This is a genomic window from Streptomyces sp. JL2001, from assembly GCF_050917515.1.
Lineage (GTDB): Bacteria > Actinomycetota > Actinomycetes > Streptomycetales > Streptomycetaceae > Streptomyces.
This window is the reverse complement of the sequence record NZ_CP169421.1, coordinates 7,733,892-7,749,849: the sequence shown is the minus strand read 5'-3', so window position 1 is coordinate 7,749,849 and position 15,958 is coordinate 7,733,892. Positions and strand designations below refer to the sequence as shown.

The following is a 15,958-nucleotide window of genomic DNA, read 5'->3' as shown; positions in this document are numbered from 1 at the left end:
CACGGGCCCGGGTCTACGCCTTCTTCCGCCGCCGGCGCGAGCACGGGCTGATCGCCCAGTTCCACGACCGACCGCGCGGGACGCTCCGTGAACGCAAGGGCCGCGAGGGCCGCGAGGCCGAGCCCACCGCGGGGATCATCGACGCGCAGTCGGTGCGCGCCGCCACGACGGGGCCGGCCGTCTCACGCGGCGACCACGGCAGGAAGAAGGCGCCGAGCCACCAGTGTGGTGCCCGGCGTCTCAGCGTGCTCGGCTGCGTAGGTAAGGGGGGAATGGGCGAGGCCCTGGTCGTAGGTCGGCCGTCCCCGGAGCCGCCACCGGTAAGTAGTGCCGTCCAATGAGCCGCGATCCCTTTGTGACCAGTGCCATGTCCCCACCCTAGTTCCAGCGGGTTGGCGGGGCACCAAGCCCACGGACCGGCCAGTTTGGTGGCCGATGAGAGGCTCACATACCCGCCGGGGCCCGACCGATCACGCCACCCGGTATCGCCGAGCGCGTGATGGCGAAGTGAGCCGGGGGTCAGTCCTGCACCTCGACTGACCAGACTTGCTCACGTCTCCCCCACCCGCAGCGCGCTGACCTGCAGAGGTTGTCACCCGGGGAGTGCCGCCCAGATAGCCGGCCCAGCCAGAGGCGGAGTAGCTGATGCTACGGCTGCTCGGATACCGCCGGCAGGTTGTGCCATGCGTGTCCGCAGGCGCCTTTGCAGTACGTCTCGCGGCGGCGGGTGTCAGCAACGGCGAACACCGAAACGAGGACGCGGAACGCCTTGACGTGTTCGGCGGAGGGCATGCCTGCGAACCCATAGCGGGGCGGGTCCATGCAGATCATCACCGAGGGGTTAGCGGTGGGCTTCACGCCGGACCGCGCCACCCCCACACGGCCGTCCACAGCTGTTATGTGCGCCTGCAACGCATAACCAGCGACTTCCTGCAGAACCATCTGCTGGCGCGTCGGGGCGAGGCCGGAGAACCAGCTCACACCATCGTCCAACGGGCGGAGCCCCTGGGCGATCTCGTTGACGACCAGTTCGGTCTCGCGCCGGAAAGTGCGGCCGACGGCGCTGCTCGGTTCGGTCATCGCTTGATGCTTTCATGACACCGGATCCAGGCGAAGGCTGGTACCGCACCCCAGACTGCGCAGGATCGTTCGGTCGGCCGCGAAACGACTCCCGAGGAAGCCGACACAGCACGGGCGGGCCCCGGTGCGGATCTCGTTCGAGCTCAATGCGCCGACCGCCTGAGCCCGGCCGGGTGCAGTCACCTCGGCCGGGACTCTTCCGACTGCATCCCCCAACTCACCGCCGCCGACGCAGGCGACCCAGGAGGCGGCCGGCTTGCGCACGATTGCGGGGGTCACGAGCGGCCTGACGAACCGCGGCAACAGCCCGCCGGCCCTGCGGACTGCGCGTGAAGCGCCTGATGCGGGTCAACAACGCTGACATTGCTCCTCCTTGAGGTTTCACCCTCTCGTGCCCCGATCCCTCGAAGTCATGCTCGGGTGACAGCGTGCCCACGCCCACGGTGAAGCCTCCGCCCTCGATCATGCTGGATGTCACGGAAACCCGGTCGAGTTCATCCCGGACTGGCCGTACTCTGGCCGGCATGGCCCACACGAAGACCTCCTTTGTCTGCCTGCCGTGTCGGGCCTCCTACAAGCAGTCGTATCCCGGTGACCACGAGCGGCTCTGCCCTCGCTGCGCCGAGCCGTTGATCCATGTGGGTGCTGCCTTCGCTGCGCCGCGGCGGCGCGACACTGCCGCCTGGCGGACCCTGTCGGTGCTTTTGAATGCCGGGGTGCGTTTCCACAAGAGTTGCTGTGGCGGCCCCGGCTATCGTCCCCGCACACTCAGCGAGGTGCGCGAGCGGATGGCCTACGCGCGAAGGACCGGGGAACCGTTCGCACGTGCGTTGGTGCGCCGCGAGCTGCCGTAGCCCTCCCCCTGCCGCCGATCCGCGGACAGCTCGGACCGTCGCTTCCCGAGGATCTCTCCCGGCGGGTCGCGCAGCCCGGCACGCCGGGCCCCACCGTGGCCATCCCCCACACCCGCCCAGCCGTCAGCCCAGACATCAGCCGCTGGGGGCACCCGGGGGTGCCGCAGGGGTCGAGCGACGCTGACGCGCAGGTGCTGAAGTGGACCACACCACCGCCGGGACCGAGCCCTGCGCGACTGCACCACGGGGTCGACGAGGTCCCGCGCAATGACGAGTGCCAGAGAATGTGTCCGCGTCACGCGTGTCCGCGGACGGGCACCCCAGCAGCGCCCCCATAAGGTGCTTTCTGTCCCGAACGGGCGCTCATCGCCCCGATCGGCTTCAGCGATTCTGGGAGGCGTACCTGATGGTTGTCTACGACGTCGGCTACTTCGTCGGCAGCTTGTCCTCGACTTCGATCAACCGCGTGCTGTCCAAAGCCCTGATCGGGCTGGCGCCAGAGGACCTGCGGTTCACCGAGATCCCGATCGGGAACCTTCCGCTGTACAGCCCTGACTACGACAGCGACTACCCGGCGGAGGCCCTCGCCTTGAAGGAGGCGATCACCCGATCGGACGCTGTGCTGTTCGTGACGCCGGAATACAACCGGTCGATTCCGGGGGCGCTGAAGAACGCGATCGACTGGGCCTCGCGCCCTTGGGGGCAGAACTCCTTCGACCACATTCCCGCTGCGCTCATCGGCGCATCGATCGGGCAGATCGGCACAGCGGTCGCCCAGCAGAGCCTGAGGGCGGTGATGGCGTTCTGCAACGCTCGGCAGATGACCGCGCCCGAGGCGTACATCAAGTTCACACCCGAGGTGTTCGGCGAAGACGGCGAAGTCAGAGACGAATCGACCCGCCAGTTCCTGAGCGACTTCATGAAGGAATTCCGCGAGCACGTCATCCGCGTGCTCACCGTGCTGCCACGGGAGTGACCCACGCCGTGCCGGTTACAGGAGTAGCCGGATCAGTGAGGTCATCGCCGCAGGCCCCCGGGGGTGGGCCGGCACCACAGAGGTCGAGCCGGATCTTCTCGCGCCAGGGCGTGGATCCGGCGCGTCAGACCAGGAGGCAGATGCCGGTCGGCAGCATCACCGCGGAGGTCGCGGCGTGGACGCCGTACGCGGTGGCCTTCGGCCCGCCGCTGCGCAACACGACGAGGGCGTCTCCAGCGGGTACGGCGGCGAACACGATCAGGTACCAGCCCGGCACCCACGGGGTAGCGGTGAGCATCAGCGCGAAGACGAACACCCCGGGCGCGAGCTCCCGCAGGCCCTTCACCCGAAGCCGCGGCCGGAGTCCGGGGTCGTCGACCAGTGAACCGGGGATGCCGAACCCGACGAAGCCCCGCAGCCCTGCGATAGCGGCCGGCCCCGCTGACGACGCGTTCGACACGGCGGCCCCACAGCCCACCCGCGCACCGGACACGGGCAAGAGGGAGACGGGCGAGCTGACCGAGACACTGCCCGCCACCCTGCTGGAGCGCGTGCTCGACCCCGACGGCTACCTGGGTGAGCACTGTCATCCCGGAGAAGACCGACAGCCAGGCCGACCGCCTACGCAAGGGCTCACCAAGCGCCCGGCCACCTCGAAGATCATTTCGTATGGAGCTCTCGAGGACGAGGGACGGTTGAGCCATACGGTTGCAGCAGCTCGCCCCATCCGATGCCCCCGACATCCAGCGCACCCGCCGGGAACACGGCGCTGATTCAGCTCCTGCGCCAGGCGGGTCCCCCTGGGCCCAGGAGCAGCACCAGCACGCGGCCGGCTGCGGCCACCAGCAGAACGCACGGGCCGGACAGCCCGCCGTGCAGCGCTCGGCCGTCCACGACGTGCTGCGCACCTCTGGACGTCCCCTCAACGACGCCACCCGCACCGACATGGAGTCCCGGCTCGGCGCCGAGGTCAGAGCCCGCGCCTACACCCCCGGCGGCTACTCCCCCGCGGCGACTGCGGCACCGACAAACACACCCTCGCCCACGAACTCACCCACGTCATCCAGCACGCCCAGGCCCCGTCGCCGGCACCGACAACGGAAGCGGCCTGAAGATCTCCGACCCCTCAGGCCCCTCCGACCCCTACGAACGCGAAGCCGTCATGCGGCCCCTTTCCGGTCTGACAGATCGGCTGTTGCGGCGCGGTGGTCAGCGATAGGCGGCGAGGAAGACGCGGGCGCCGGCGGCGGCGTAGCGGTCGAGGTCGGCTTCGGTGTCCTGGGACCGGCCGGTGAACATGGCCTTGTTCACCGGAATCCACAGCAGGAGGCCGGAGAAGTGGTTCGCGGCCAGGAGGGGATCGTCGACACGGAGCAGTGCGCCGGCAGCGTCGGCCAAGGCGGCCTCTCGCAGGTCGTGCAGGTCGCGTAGGCGTGCGGAGAGGGTAGGGCTGTCGGCGATCATGCGGGCGAAGTCAGGGCCGGAGAACCCGGCGACCGGGTCGGCGGCTACGACCGCTTCGGTGAAGGTGCGGCGCAGGGCCGACAGGGCTGACTCGCCGGCCTGGCGGTCGGCCACCGTAGAGGCCAGGGAGACGGTGAAGGCGTCCTGGTGGTCCAGGGCCAGGTCCTCCTTGCGTGGGAAGTAGTTGGTCACTGTCTTCTTCGCCGCCCGCGCGGCGGCGGCGATGTCGGCGATGTCGGCGATGGTGGTCTGCTCGAAACCCTGGGCGAGGAACAAGCCGGTGGCGACATCGGAGATGAGCTGCCGGGTCTCCTGTTTCTTGGATTCCCGCAGGCCCGTAGGTGGTGCGGATGGTCCTGCGCGGACAGCTCAGCCTCACCCAGGACGGTGCCGCAGTACTGGACTTGGACGGCACCAAGATCCTGCTGGATTTCGCTGATCCGCTCCCCGATGACGTCGCCGACACGTGGGCCGAGCTCTTCTTCGAGCGCGAGAATGTCAGTCTCTACCCCTACGAACTTTGACGAGGGATCAGGTTCCGTCCCTCTCCCGCCTGGCCTCAGAAAACCATTGGCATTCTTCGCCGGCAAGCCGCGGACCGGGTCGACCAGCCACCGGTGTGAGGCGGGAGTGGTCCGCCCCATCCTCGGCAGCAGCGGCCACACAGCCTCCAGCCGCTCCCACTGTGCATCCGTCAGGTCGCTACGAGCCATCCGAAAATCGTTTCACGACCTTGATCAACGCTTGCTTCCAGACAACAAGCTATGCGTCGCAGTAGTCAGCAGACATCGACATCCTCAGCACCGCGCTCAACGGCCCGGCGATGACCGAGACGACCGCCAGCGACGGCGACGAACCGCCATCCTGCTTCGCCCCCGTCCGCTGACGTTGCCGCTGAGGTTGAAAGGGTGGGGTGACAGGCTACGGAGGCTCCAGACCGAGTCCGGTCTCGGCTATGAAACCGACGAGGATCTGCGGTCGGCGTTGGATGGCGCGTAGGCGGTTCTTCACGAGCGGGGTGAGGTCGTCGATCGTGCGGGGTGCGAGGTTGGCCAGGGACTTCTTCAGGTGGGCCCATACGCCTTCGACCCGGTTGAGGTCGGGTGCGTAAGGCGGGAGCTTGACGATGGTCAGCCATTTGCTGTTGCGTTCGCAGAACTCCCGCAACGCCTTGGCGTGGTGAGTGCTGGCGTTGTCCCACACCACGATCAGCGGGGCACCGTCGAGCTGCCGGCGGGCAGAGGCCAGCAGGTCCGCGAACTCGCGGGCCCGGAAGCCCGTCTTCTCGCCAGTGCGGCCCCGGTACGTCTGGGTCCGGTAGATCAGACGGGTCTCGCGACCCGGTCTGACGCAGTTCATCCCGGCCATCAGGACCCGGCCCGTGGCAGCGGCGTAGCGCTGTCGCTGCGAGACCTCCAAGTCCTTCTTCAGACGGCGTGCGCGAGCGGACCGCGCCCGCCGTACGGCGCTGACCTGTTGTTCGGCCGCGGCGATAGCTGCGACGTCGAGGGCGCCGAGGAACACCAGGGATGCCAGAAGAGAGCGTATGGCGGGCGAGCGCAGGACGCCGAGAACGTCGCTGGGGCCAGGGTGCCAGCCACCAGACGCGAGCGGGGTGGACGGTGGCGAAGGCGAGCGAACCGGCGAGGGTGGCTGCGGCAGCGACGGCGAGGACGGCCAGGAGGCTGGCGGTGGCGAGGGAGTGCCCGTCGGCCCCGGCGGCGAGGATCAGCGCGACGGGCACCATGCCCATCGGGAGACGGCCGGTCACCGAAGCCGTCAGCAGGCGAGTGCAATAGCGGTGGCGGAGCACGGCGCGGAACGACGGCGGCGTACGCCGCGATGGCGCGGCAGGCGATGCCGCCGGCGGCGGGGACGTCGCGCGCGTGGCGGGTGCGGGTGGCTTGGGTGCGGGGTGCGGCGCCGGGACGGTGCGGGGGACGTCGCGGAGAGACGCGTGGGCCATCGACTGCTTGCCGCTGTGCGGGGGCTGAAGGAGGAGGGGCCGCCCGCACACCGGGCTTGCGGGGCGCGCGATGTGCGGGCGGCTGCAGCGGGGGCGGGGATCGTCCGCTGTGCCGCAAGGCCGGGCATGAGCGACTGGCGCCACGGCCTGCGACCGCCGCATGGCCCCCTCCCGGGACACGGGACCGCTCGAGTACGGACCGACCGGATCAGCGCGGCACCAACGCAGCGGGAAAGCAAGTGGGAGCACGCCGCGGGTGGGGCACAGGCATGGCCCGGGGTGGTCAGAGCGCGGCCGGGAACCTGTCCCAGACGCGGTGCCCGGCCAGGGCGTCCTTGACCTTCTCGACCGCCGTTGTGCCGCTGTCGGTCACGTCGATGCCGTCGCCCTCGGAGCCGATGCCGCCGGCCCGGAGCAGCTCCTCGCCGCTACCCCACGCGCCGATGGCCTTGCCGTGGCGGTAGGCCTCGGTGAGCAGGAGGAGGACCCGGGGGTCGGGGTCGCCGGCGGTGGCCATCCCTGCCTTGGCGTCCCGTGCACCGTAGGCGTCGGCTCCGTGCCCAGGCGCACCGGCGAGCAAGAGCGCGTCGAATTCGACGGAGCGGGCGTTGGCGAAGGTCCGCTGGATGGTGATCGGGTCCCCGGCGGTGCCGAGGGTGCCGCCTCGAGGCGCGATGACGAGAGGCACCATGCCGGCCGCCAGTACGGCCTGCCGGGCTGCGCGTACACCGTCCAGGTCGGCGCCCTCGTCGGCGACGATCCCGATCACGCGTCCGTCCGTCGGCCAGGTCGCTCCGAGTTGCGAGAGGGCGGGGCTCGGGTCGGTGTCGGCGAGGGGAACGGTCGCCTTGGGTGTCGGCAGCCCGAGGCCGGTGGCGACCTGTCCGCAGAGTTGGGGGTCGATGTTGGCCAGCACGCGCAGGGCGCGTTCCTTGATCGGCTGCTCGTAGCACTTGCTCAGCTCGAACGTGTAGGCGGCGATGATGTGCTCGCGTTCCGGCGGGGTCATGCTGAGCCAGAAGAGTCGGGGCTGGGTGAAGTGGTCCGCGAAGGAGGCGGAGGCTTCGCGGCGCTTGCTCGCGGCGGGGACCTTCACAGGCGTTTCGATGAAGGCGCCCGTGTCGGCGCCGGCGAGGAAGGGGCAGCCCTGGTCGAGGCTGTTGGGCCGGTAGGGGGCGACGCCGGTGTGCACGGCGGTCTGGTGCATGCCGTCGCGGAGCATGTCGTTGACGGGCGCGTGGGGGCGGTTGATCGGGATCTGGCCGAAGTTCGGGCCGCCGAGCCGGCTGATCTGGGTGTCGAGGTACGAGAAGAGCCGTCCGGCGAGAAGCGGGTCGTCGGTGACCTCGATGCCCGGGACGAGATGGCCGGGGTGGAAGGCGACCTGTTCGGTCTCGGCGAAGTAGTTGCTGGTGTTGGCGTTCAGGGTCATCAGCCCGATGGGCTGCACAGGTGCGAGTTCTTCCGGCACGAACTTGGTGGGGTCCAGGAGGTCGATTCCCTCGAAGGTCTGCTCCGGGGTGTCGGGGAAGATCTGGATGCCCAGCTCCCACTGGGGGAACGCGCCGGACTCGATGGCGTCGGCGAGGTCCCTTCGATGGAAGTCGGGATCCATGCCGTTGATCAGTTGAGCCTCCTCCCAGACCAGGGAGTGCACGCCCAGCTTCGGCTTCCAGTGGAACTTCACCAGCACCGTGGCACCGGCCGCGTCGACCAGGCGGAACGTGTGTACCCCAAAGCCTTCCATCATGCGGAAGGAGCGGGGGATGCCGCGGTCGGACATGTTCCACAGCGTGTGGTGGGTGGCCTCGGTATGCAGGGAGACAAAGTCCCAGAAAGTATCGTGGGCGCTCTGCGCCTGCGGGATCTCCCGGTCCGGATGGGGCTTTCCGGCGTGGATGATGTCGGGGAACTTGATCGCGTCCTGGATGAAGAAGACGGGAATGTTGTTCCCGACCAGGTCGAACGTCCCCTCTTCCGTGTAGAACTTGGTCGCGAACCCACGTGTGTCCCGGACGGTGTCGGCGGAGCCACGTGAGCCGAGCACGGTGGAGAACCGGACGAACACCGGAGTTTCGACGTCCTTGGCCAGGAACGCGGCTCGCGTCACCTCACCGGCTGTTCCGTAGCTTTGGAACACGCCGTGCGCGGCGGCGCCGCGGGCGTGCACCACCCGCTCCGGGATCCGCTCGTGGTCGAAGTGCGTAATCTTCTCGCGCAGATGGTGGTCCTGGAGCAGGGCGGGTCCTCGCGCGCCGGCCTTGAGGGAGTGGTCGGTGTCGTGGAGCCGGGCGCCCTAGGCGGTGGTGAGGTACGCGCCGCTCTGGGCACTACGGCCGGGCTCCGCACCGGTGGCCTGCCCTGTGGGGCTCACGGTTTCCGGGCCGGCCTGGTCGGGCTTGGGAGGAAGCGGCTCCACCGGATGCGTCGGTTCCGCCAAAGAGGGGGGCGCAGAGGCGGGTGTGCCCGGCAGGCGGTCGTCGCCGGCATCCGAGGTCGTGGGGGGATGCTCTGTCGTCATTAGCCTGCTCCCGAAGGGTTGGTCGGTCGGACGCCTCAGCCATGACCGCAGGCGTCGGAAATCAAACGGTGCGCTTCTTTGTCACCCGCTTCCGAGTGACTTCACGGCGTCTGCCCGGCGGCGATGGCCCGGGGGCGTCACCCCCCGGTGGCCACGACTTCCGACTGGGCGTCTTCGTGTGCGGCACGGCGGGACCGCGCCAGGAGTGCGCCGTGGACTTCGCCTACCCTGCACCAGAGGGCTAAAACGGCAAAGCGGATGAATCGGATGCGGGCCGGTAGCAGCCAGACGGCAGGGCGGGGCGGATCCGCCCGCTGCGGCACCGCCATGCACCTGCTCCGCCGCCGACGGCCTTGGGAGTGTGGGGAAGCCGAGGGGGTTGCGGGAAGCCCAGCTCCCGCAAGCAGGCGAAGGAGGGTGACCACAGCGGCGGCCACGGCCAGGAACTCGGACAGCCAGCTGTGTGCCGGCCTGTTTCAGAATCCCTGCGAGGAGAGGTAGCCGCCCCATCCGATGGGTCCCTGGATGTGCCGAACTGCTGCCAGCCGCGCGGCCACTCCCGAGTCCGACTGGGCAAGCCAAGTCACCAGGAACTTGCGAACCATGCCCCGACCCTCAGGACACCCCCTGCCAGCAGCCCTTGCTATCCCCTCGTGCGACGCGTCGAGAGCGGGGCGCCATGTGCTGCTCGCAATCGGATTCGGCACCGCTCACGTCCTGGTGCAGTGGGCACCGAGCGCCACGGATGCCTGTACCGGCCATCCCTATCCGGCGAAGGCAACAAATCGCTGAGCTGACCAGAGCCGGCTTCCTGCGGTCGGGCATCCTCAGTCACCGGCATGTGACGCCGGTGCTTGGGTCTGGAGCGTGGCGGCCCAGGAGGCGAGCAGGTGCAGACCCTGTTCGGAGGGAGAGGCGGGTTAGGCGGTGTAGACGGTGAGAAGTGACTGCTGTCGTGCGCGAGCGGATCGCTTCGGAGCGGGCGCGGTGGCTGGGACACCTCGACGAGTCGACCACGTGGATGCACGACCACGTGGAGAAGTTCGCCCTGAGCTGGCTTGTCGATCAGGTCCAGCGCATCGCGTTCGCCTACGTCACCACCGCACGTGGCGTGGTCTTGTCCGAGCGGACCAACGAGGCGAAGACCAGATACCTGAGGGACCTGACCGAAGCGGTGTGGCAGGTGCTCGGCGCCCGGATGTGGCAGCACAAGTTCGGCGGATGGGACGAGTGCGAGCGGCGTACCGCAGAACTCGCGCGTGAGCACGCACTCGATGGCGGACGGCAGGACGACCCAGCGCCGGTCGCCCGACGCGCTCCGCGTGCGGCTCCAGGGGTCGTCGTTGGCAACTGGTCTTGGTGGGCCAGCTGCCTTGGTCCTGCCGTGGTGAGGGGTGTCAGCCTGCCCCAACGGGCAGGGGCCCGACTCGCGTCTCAAGCCAGGCCGGCAGGTCCAGGAGCCGGACGCCTTCCTGCTCGTTGGGATCGGTCCGCGCGACCAGGCACACCATGTCCTCAGTGCCCGTGTTCACCGGCATGTGCGGGGTGTCGGCAGGGATGTCGATGTAGTCGCCCTCGCGCAGCACCACGTGCTCGGCCAACCCCTCCCCGTGCCACACCTCGACCTGGCCGGACTGGATGAAGATGGCTGACTCGTGACCCTCGTGCAGGTGAGGACGCCCCCTGCTGCCGGCAGGCATCACCAGCCGGTGCAGACACAATCGCTCAGACCCCGGGGACTGCGCACTGACACCTGCCCCGAACATGCCGCCCTGGACCCCCTGGTACTGCCCGGTCCGAACCACTGCACTGCCTTTGATCTGCCATAGGCGCAGTACAGCAGCGTGAACAGGGGTGTTCGAGCAGTTCACGCCAGTCACCGTTGCGGAAACGTCGGCGCGCACGGCACGACCTGAAGCGCCGCGAGGTAGTGCACGGCGAGCTCGTGGGGTGCGCATGGCGATACCGCGCCAATCCTTGAGTCGTTGATGCATCGTTGCGGTTCTTGTACGCCTGGCGGTCGAAGCCGGGCGGGCAGCCGTCGCGCGAGCCACACCGCTTGCGGTAGGCGATCGGATCAGCGGGTTCCGGGATCACCGCAGTGACCCCGCGGCGGCGCAAAGAGGTGCGGATCGCGGGAGGGATACGCGCGATCCGCGCTCACACTGTCCGGACTCGTCCTGGGTCTGCCGTTCCCGATCCCGGGCACGCGGATGCCGGACATGACGGCCCCCTTTTTCGCCCGAATGTGGGATCCGTCCACGCAGGCCCTGGACCAGTCGAGGCGGCCGGCCGCGTTCAGCTCTGCGAGCAGAATGCGGTGCAGCTGGTCGAAGATCCCTGCCTGCTGCCACCGCTCCCGTCTGCGCCAGCAGGTCTGTCCGGAGCCGAACCCCAGCTCAGGGGGCAGGAGTTGCTAGGCAATGTCGTTGCAGAGGACGTACAGGATGCCTTGCAGACACAGTCGGTCCGCCACCGGCCGAGGGCCTGGCGACCGCTCCGGCCAGGCCGGCAGCAGAGGCTCGATCAGTGCCCACAAGTCGTCATCCACGATCCACGGCCGAGTACTCACACCACCACGAACGGCCGAATCGTCACACCGGTCACGGTCGACCAGGACATCTCACCAAGATCCTGTTACGAGCTCTACGTACACACGACCGATGATCGACCGTCTGGACTGCACGCCACCAGGTGGTAGAGCCCTGGCAAATGTTCTGACAGCAACACCGGTTTCCTGGTCCGTTCCTACTCGGACCCCAAAGTGTCACAGGCGTTTGGGCGAAGCGGGCGCTGGAGAACCGACTGGGGTGCTCGCGGTGCGATCGGATTATGAAAGTCGGATGATTGAGACAGGTGAGCACAGTGCCCAGTTGAGGCGCCGCAGCGTGAACTATACGCGCTTTGAACGGTACAGCTTGCAGTTCTTCCACCCGCAACTAATCGTGCTGACCACCTGGCGCCTTGCAGCACCCTCGAAGACAGGAAGATCTCGATGACCACTACTCAGCAGCCCAAAACCGACGAAGGCCCATTCCAGCTTGAGAAGCTTGAGCCCGTCATGAGCGGGGGAAGCGTCGTTCAGGCAACAGGGGTCGAGTTCACGGCCTTGCCCGAGACGCTGGACAGCCTGGGAGTTTCATACCCTCCACCGCCGACGGACCCGCCGGCCGGCGACCTGTACGTCTGGACCAAGAAGACCTCCTTCGGAAACATCGTCCTCAACGATCCGATAGGAGGAAACGCGGCACTGATCCGGAACATGGTCGTCATTGCCAGGCGTGTTCGCCGCCCGCTCGTCACACCGCGCATTGATCTCACCATGGACTTCACCATCCAGTCCATAAACCGGCGGACGCTTACACCATTTGGCATCGACTTCGAATTCAAGGACCAAATCGAGGGTCAGCCCGGGGCAACCATCTACCCCTGGTATGACAACCGAGCGGACATACGGTGCGGCGATGTCGGGCGCCCGGTCCACGCGAGCAAGCGGGAGACTAGCTACATGAGCTGGTTCCCCGAATACGTCTGGCTCAGCCTTTCCATCTATGGCGTTGCGACGGTGAAATGCACCTAAGGGCTGTCCCGCAATCCCCGGCGGGCGCACGACGCCGGATACGGCCCTTCGCTGCGTTGTCGGGTCGCCCGAATACGCCCAGTATGTGAACGACCCTCCGCCTTGCGATGCACCACATCCGACGCCGTGCGCCAACCCGCCGCGGATTACGGGACAGCCCTTAGTACTCCAGTTGTAGATCGTGATCTTGCTTGTGGAGGCTGTATGGGAACGGGCGCGGCCCGCCGGGACCAGCAAGCGGTCCGGACCTGCCCTCGGACCGGACCGCTCGCCGCGTGCTACTCCTCGCTAGGCCGCTTGGCCCGCCGGGTGGAAGTTGATGCGTTCACGGATGACGGGGAAGCCGGCCTTGGCGAAGTTCGCGGCCATGGGGAAGTTGGCCTGGTCCGTCGCTCCGCTGACGAACTCCGCGCCCTGCTCGACGAGGAGGTGGGTGCACTCCGCGAGGAGGTCGTAGGCGTAGCCGCGACCGCGCTGTTCTGGGACGACTCCGATGAAGCCGATCGTCGGGCCGGAGGGGTTGTGGGCCGGGATGTGGATGCCGGCCAGGTCGCCCTCCGGCGTGTGTGCGATCTGCCACCATTCCCGTGGGGAGGGGCACCAGTGGAAGAAGTCGAGTTCCTCCTGGGCGGCCTGGTCGAGGCCGCCCTCCTCGATGGCCTTGAGCGCGTGGGCGTCCAGGGTGGCGGAGTGGATGCGGCGCAACGCGTCGAAGAACACGGTGTCGTCGGGTTCGGCGCTGAAGCGCAGGCGTCCGGGCCGCTCGGGCAGACCTCGCTCGGGGGTCCAGCGGTACAGGAAGCGTTCCACCAGGAGTTCGTACCCCGCGGCTCGTGCGGCGGCGAAGCGCGCCTCGGCTCCGGCGCGCAGGTGGGTCTCTTCCCGCCAGCCGCCGGGCAGGTTGATCTCGAGTTCGACCTGCCAGGGGGCGGAGCGCAGGAGTTCGGCCCCGGCCTCCTCCTCGCCCTCGGCCACGTCGAACCAGTTGATGTTGACGGGCTCCGAGTCGTCGGGGCCGCCCCACCACGCACCGCGTGCGACGACCTCGCCGTCGCGCAGGGCGACGCGCTTCCAGTCGGGGCGGAACTGGGTACGCCGGTGGCCCTCACCGGCGCCGAGGGGGTCGGGGTGTGCGTCGAAAAGATGTGCGTCGCTCGCCGAGAGCGCGCGGATGACCGGATCGGTCATGGATTCCTCCGGGATACAGGCTGCTTGGAGCGCTCCCGGTCAGAACTGACGAACTACGCCGGGACAGGGAAGAGGGAGCGCTGGAAAGGTGTGAACTGCACGGCACTCGCCTCCTTCCATCCGTCTCAGGGCGTGAAGCCACACAGTACGTGATCTTCCGCGGGTCCGTCCACGGATTTCCGCGCCCCTTGAAGGAAGGGGTTCGCGGAACGATGCAGAGCGCTCTCCACGGCCCGCGGGGCCGTAGGGGACCGTAGTGCTCCAGCTGTGTGGATTATGATCTTGCTGGTGGGGCCGTTACGGGAACAGATGCAGCAGCCGTTGAGCCTTTGATCATCGTGGGTGGGCCGGGAGCTGTACGTCCCGCGCTCCCTGGACGGGCGACCCGGACCGCTGCCGGGCGGCAGCGTTCGGCGAGGAAGCCGTCTTCGCGACCAAGCCGGAGCCGGCCCGCACGATGATCGAACGGTTCATGGATGCCGCCAGCTGCTGATCCGCCGCAACCGCGCCAGCGGCGAACTCGCCTACAACCGCTGCTACTCGCCGGATTAGGTGCCGGTGACGACGACGGTGCGGGTCGCGGGATCGAGATGGCGGGTCGAGGAGACCGCCCAGAGCGAGAAAGGGCTGGCCGGCCTCGATGAGCACCAGGTCCGCCTCGACCCCTTTGGGATCCGCTGGGTCACCTTTGCGATGCTCGCCCACGCCTTCCTCGCGATGGTCCGCGCGAACGAACACGCCCGGCAGTCCACCTCTGACGAGCTGGTCGGCCGGCCTCCCGCTGTCCTGCAACGAGATCCAGCGCTTGTTCCTCGCCCTCGCCATCCGGCCTCTCCGCGCTGCGGCCCACCGGCTGGGTCGGTCCGACTGGCGACGCCGCCATCAAAAGCGATCACGCATCAGCCATGACCAGCGACAAGCCGCATCCCAGACATGAAGATCACGGTCTACAGGTGGAGTACTAGATGATGTTGTGCGAGAAGAGTCCGTGGGGGCAGTTGGCGCACTTACCGTCTTCGCCGTTCTCCCACCCCACGCATATGACGCAGATCAGGCAGTTGATGGTGTCCAGGCCGGTCACCAGCCCCGCGCTCTCCAGGCGGGACCGGGCCCTTTTATGCGCCTCATCCAATTGACGCTGAAACTGTTCCAGGTCGTCCGCGTTCTCCTTGAGCGCCCGCTTCTGAGCTTCGGTCAGGTCGGTGTTGATACCCACTGCCCTGCCTCCCTTCGCAAGAGGATTTCTCTGTCCACTCCCATTTTCGTCCGGGCGGGGTGGGCGGGCATCCGGGACGATAATCGCTCGCGGTCAACTATTTCCCCGATAAACGAAGAAGAATCAACGACGTCCGTCCAGCGGTTCGCGACGGCCGGCTGCCGACGGGCCCACCGCCCGCCGCACAGACCCCCGTACAGCGCGGCCTGTCACATCCGGCGGGCCGCCGGCAGGGCGATCTCGGGTGTGGCTGGGGTCAGGCCGGTTCGGGGTCCAGGCGGATGGTCGAGTCGATGTGTAGGGCTACGGTCTCGCTGCTGGTCTCCTCGCCGTCCATGAGGTACCGCTCTTCCACATCCTGGCTGGAGGTGGCCGGCAGGTGGAAAGTAGCCATCTCGGTGCGGATCACGGTCACTTCATTCCTCGCGACCAAGCCGCGGACCGGGTCGCTCAGCAACGGGTGGGAAGTGGTCCGCCCCATCCTCGGCAGCGGCGGCAACAACTCCTCCATCCGCTCCCACTGCGCATCCGTCAGGTCGCCACGAGCCGTCCGAAGATCGTTTCACGACCCGGATCAACGCTTGCGTCCAGACGACGGTGATGCGTCGCAGTAGTCAGCAGATCTTGCCCGGCCCGGCCGCCGTGGCCCGCAGCAGATCCCGGAGGAGCGCGAAGTCCATCTTCTCCGGTCTACGGAAGCGTAGACAGCCCTTGCCCATGTCATGGCCCGCCAGCCGCTCAGCGAACGCCTCGCGGACATCGCTGCGCAGGAGGTAGAAGGAGATGTACTGCTTCTGGCTCGCGAAGGCGATCTCCCCGATGCCATCCCGCTCATAGGCGGGCATCCCGTGGGCCATCACCTCGGTGAACCCCTGCAGCTCTGCACGGCACAGTTCACGCAGCCGGCTCAGAGCCGCCTTGCGTTCCTCAGGTACTTCGGTGAGATAGCTGTCCACGTCTTCCGCCCGGCTTTGCACCATGATCCGAGCGTACGTGGAACGAGACACTGACCCAACATCTCCAAGACGTCCCAGGGCGCGTATCGAGTCGTGATCAATTTGCGGGGTGTTCCTTCGTGGCACGGTCCGGCCCGATGGACGGTCTTACGTGACG

Annotated in this window: 14 protein-coding genes and 5 pseudogenes; 7 read left to right on the top strand and 12 right to left on the bottom strand. The window is 67.9% G+C overall.

All coding sequences use genetic code 11. From position 1 onward, the window contains the following. Positions 1-206 (top strand): annotated as a pseudogene (locus ACE1OA_RS34925) (IS5 family transposase); the annotation flags it as partial. 442 nt (positions 207-648) lie between these two features. On the opposite strand, the gene ACE1OA_RS34920 reads toward ACE1OA_RS34925, so the two are convergent. Next, positions 649-1,080, bottom strand: coding sequence for a DUF5958 family protein (locus ACE1OA_RS34920; protein WP_432751935.1), 432 nt, complete (start codon positions 1,078-1,080; stop codon positions 649-651). 524 nt (positions 1,081-1,604) lie between these two features. On the opposite strand from ACE1OA_RS34920, the gene ACE1OA_RS34915 reads away from it, so the two are divergent. After that, positions 1,605-1,934, top strand: coding sequence for a deoxyxylulose-5-phosphate synthase (locus ACE1OA_RS34915; RefSeq protein ID WP_356777695.1), 330 nt, complete (start codon positions 1,605-1,607; stop codon positions 1,932-1,934). 406 nt (positions 1,935-2,340) lie between these two features. Then, complete coding sequence (locus tag ACE1OA_RS34910; protein WP_356777697.1) at positions 2,341-2,910, top strand: NADPH-dependent FMN reductase; 570 nt, start codon at positions 2,341-2,343, stop codon at positions 2,908-2,910. Positions 2,911-3,034: 124 nt separating this feature from the next. Here ACE1OA_RS34910 and ACE1OA_RS34905 read toward each other — a convergent pair whose 3' ends face one another. Further along, positions 3,035-3,370, bottom strand: a complete 336-nt coding sequence (locus tag ACE1OA_RS34905; protein WP_384866960.1) for a DUF4267 domain-containing protein — start codon at positions 3,368-3,370, stop codon at positions 3,035-3,037. 270 nt (positions 3,371-3,640) lie between these two features. Between ACE1OA_RS34905 and ACE1OA_RS34900 the strand changes: the two are divergent. Then, positions 3,641-4,069, top strand: a pseudogene (locus tag ACE1OA_RS34900) (eCIS core domain-containing protein); the annotation flags it as partial. Positions 4,070-4,119: 50 nt separating this feature from the next. Here ACE1OA_RS34900 and ACE1OA_RS34895 read toward each other — a convergent pair. Beyond that, positions 4,120-4,707 carry a TetR/AcrR family transcriptional regulator gene (locus ACE1OA_RS34895; RefSeq protein WP_432754015.1) on the bottom strand — a complete coding sequence of 196 codons (588 nt, stop codon included), beginning with the start codon at positions 4,705-4,707 and terminating at the stop codon, positions 4,120-4,122. A gap of 17 nt (positions 4,708-4,724) precedes the next feature. Here ACE1OA_RS34895 and ACE1OA_RS34890 point away from each other — a divergent pair, with 17 nt between their 5' ends. Further along, positions 4,725-4,898, top strand: coding sequence for a hypothetical protein (locus ACE1OA_RS34890; RefSeq protein ID WP_384873359.1), 174 nt, complete (start codon positions 4,725-4,727; stop codon positions 4,896-4,898). A gap of 397 nt (positions 4,899-5,295) precedes the next feature. Here ACE1OA_RS34890 and ACE1OA_RS34885 read toward each other — a convergent pair whose 3' ends face one another. The 5 genes and pseudogenes from ACE1OA_RS34885 to ACE1OA_RS34865 form a co-directional block, all read right to left on the bottom strand. Continuing rightward, positions 5,296-5,898, bottom strand: coding sequence for a transposase (locus tag ACE1OA_RS34885; protein ID WP_432751936.1), 603 nt, complete (start codon positions 5,896-5,898; stop codon positions 5,296-5,298). Between the two features lie 725 nt (positions 5,899-6,623). Further along, positions 6,624-8,861 (bottom strand): annotated as a pseudogene (locus tag ACE1OA_RS34880) (catalase). Between the two features lie 1,397 nt (positions 8,862-10,258). Beyond that, a complete protein-coding gene (locus ACE1OA_RS34875) occupies positions 10,259-10,765 on the bottom strand; it encodes a cupin domain-containing protein (RefSeq protein ID WP_432754128.1) in 507 nt (168 codons plus the stop codon). 91 nt (positions 10,766-10,856) lie between these two features. Then, a pseudogene (locus ACE1OA_RS34870) lies at positions 10,857-11,088 on the bottom strand (IS5/IS1182 family transposase); the annotation flags it as partial. 189 nt (positions 11,089-11,277) lie between these two features. Continuing rightward, on the bottom strand, positions 11,278-11,412 hold the full coding sequence (locus tag ACE1OA_RS34865; RefSeq protein ID WP_432754014.1) for a transposase: 135 nt from the start codon (positions 11,410-11,412) through the stop codon (positions 11,278-11,280). Positions 11,413-11,856: 444 nt separating this feature from the next. Here ACE1OA_RS34865 and ACE1OA_RS34860 point away from each other — a divergent pair, with 444 nt between their 5' ends. Continuing rightward, entirely contained in the window at positions 11,857-12,441 is a 585-nt protein-coding gene (locus tag ACE1OA_RS34860; RefSeq protein WP_432754013.1) for a hypothetical protein, read from the top strand. Positions 12,442-12,729: 288 nt separating this feature from the next. On the opposite strand, the gene ACE1OA_RS34855 is transcribed toward ACE1OA_RS34860, so the two are convergent. Next, entirely contained in the window at positions 12,730-13,629 is a 900-nt protein-coding gene (locus tag ACE1OA_RS34855) for a GNAT family N-acetyltransferase (RefSeq protein ID WP_432754012.1), read from the bottom strand. A gap of 393 nt (positions 13,630-14,022) precedes the next feature. Here ACE1OA_RS34855 and ACE1OA_RS34850 point away from each other — a divergent pair. Then, a pseudogene (locus ACE1OA_RS34850) lies at positions 14,023-14,566 on the top strand (IS701 family transposase); the annotation flags it as partial. A 24-nt stretch (positions 14,567-14,590) separates the two neighbouring features. On the opposite strand, the gene ACE1OA_RS34845 reads toward ACE1OA_RS34850, so the two are convergent. The 3 genes from ACE1OA_RS34845 to ACE1OA_RS34835 all read right to left on the bottom strand — a co-directional run bounded on the left by ACE1OA_RS34845 (position 14,591) and on the right by ACE1OA_RS34835 (position 15,825). Next, the gene (locus tag ACE1OA_RS34845; RefSeq protein ID WP_384873347.1) at positions 14,591-14,845 is read right to left on the bottom strand and encodes a hypothetical protein; all 255 of its coding nucleotides are present in this window, start codon (positions 14,843-14,845) and stop codon (positions 14,591-14,593) included. Positions 14,846-15,101: 256 nt separating this feature from the next. Next, a complete protein-coding gene (locus ACE1OA_RS34840) occupies positions 15,102-15,356 on the bottom strand; it encodes a hypothetical protein (protein ID WP_432754011.1) in 255 nt (84 codons plus the stop codon). 103 nt (positions 15,357-15,459) lie between these two features. Beyond that, positions 15,460-15,825: an iron chaperone gene (locus tag ACE1OA_RS34835; protein ID WP_432754010.1), complete on the bottom strand. Its 366-nt coding sequence runs from the start codon at positions 15,823-15,825 to the stop codon at positions 15,460-15,462. Positions 15,826-15,958: the final 133 nt, after the last annotated feature.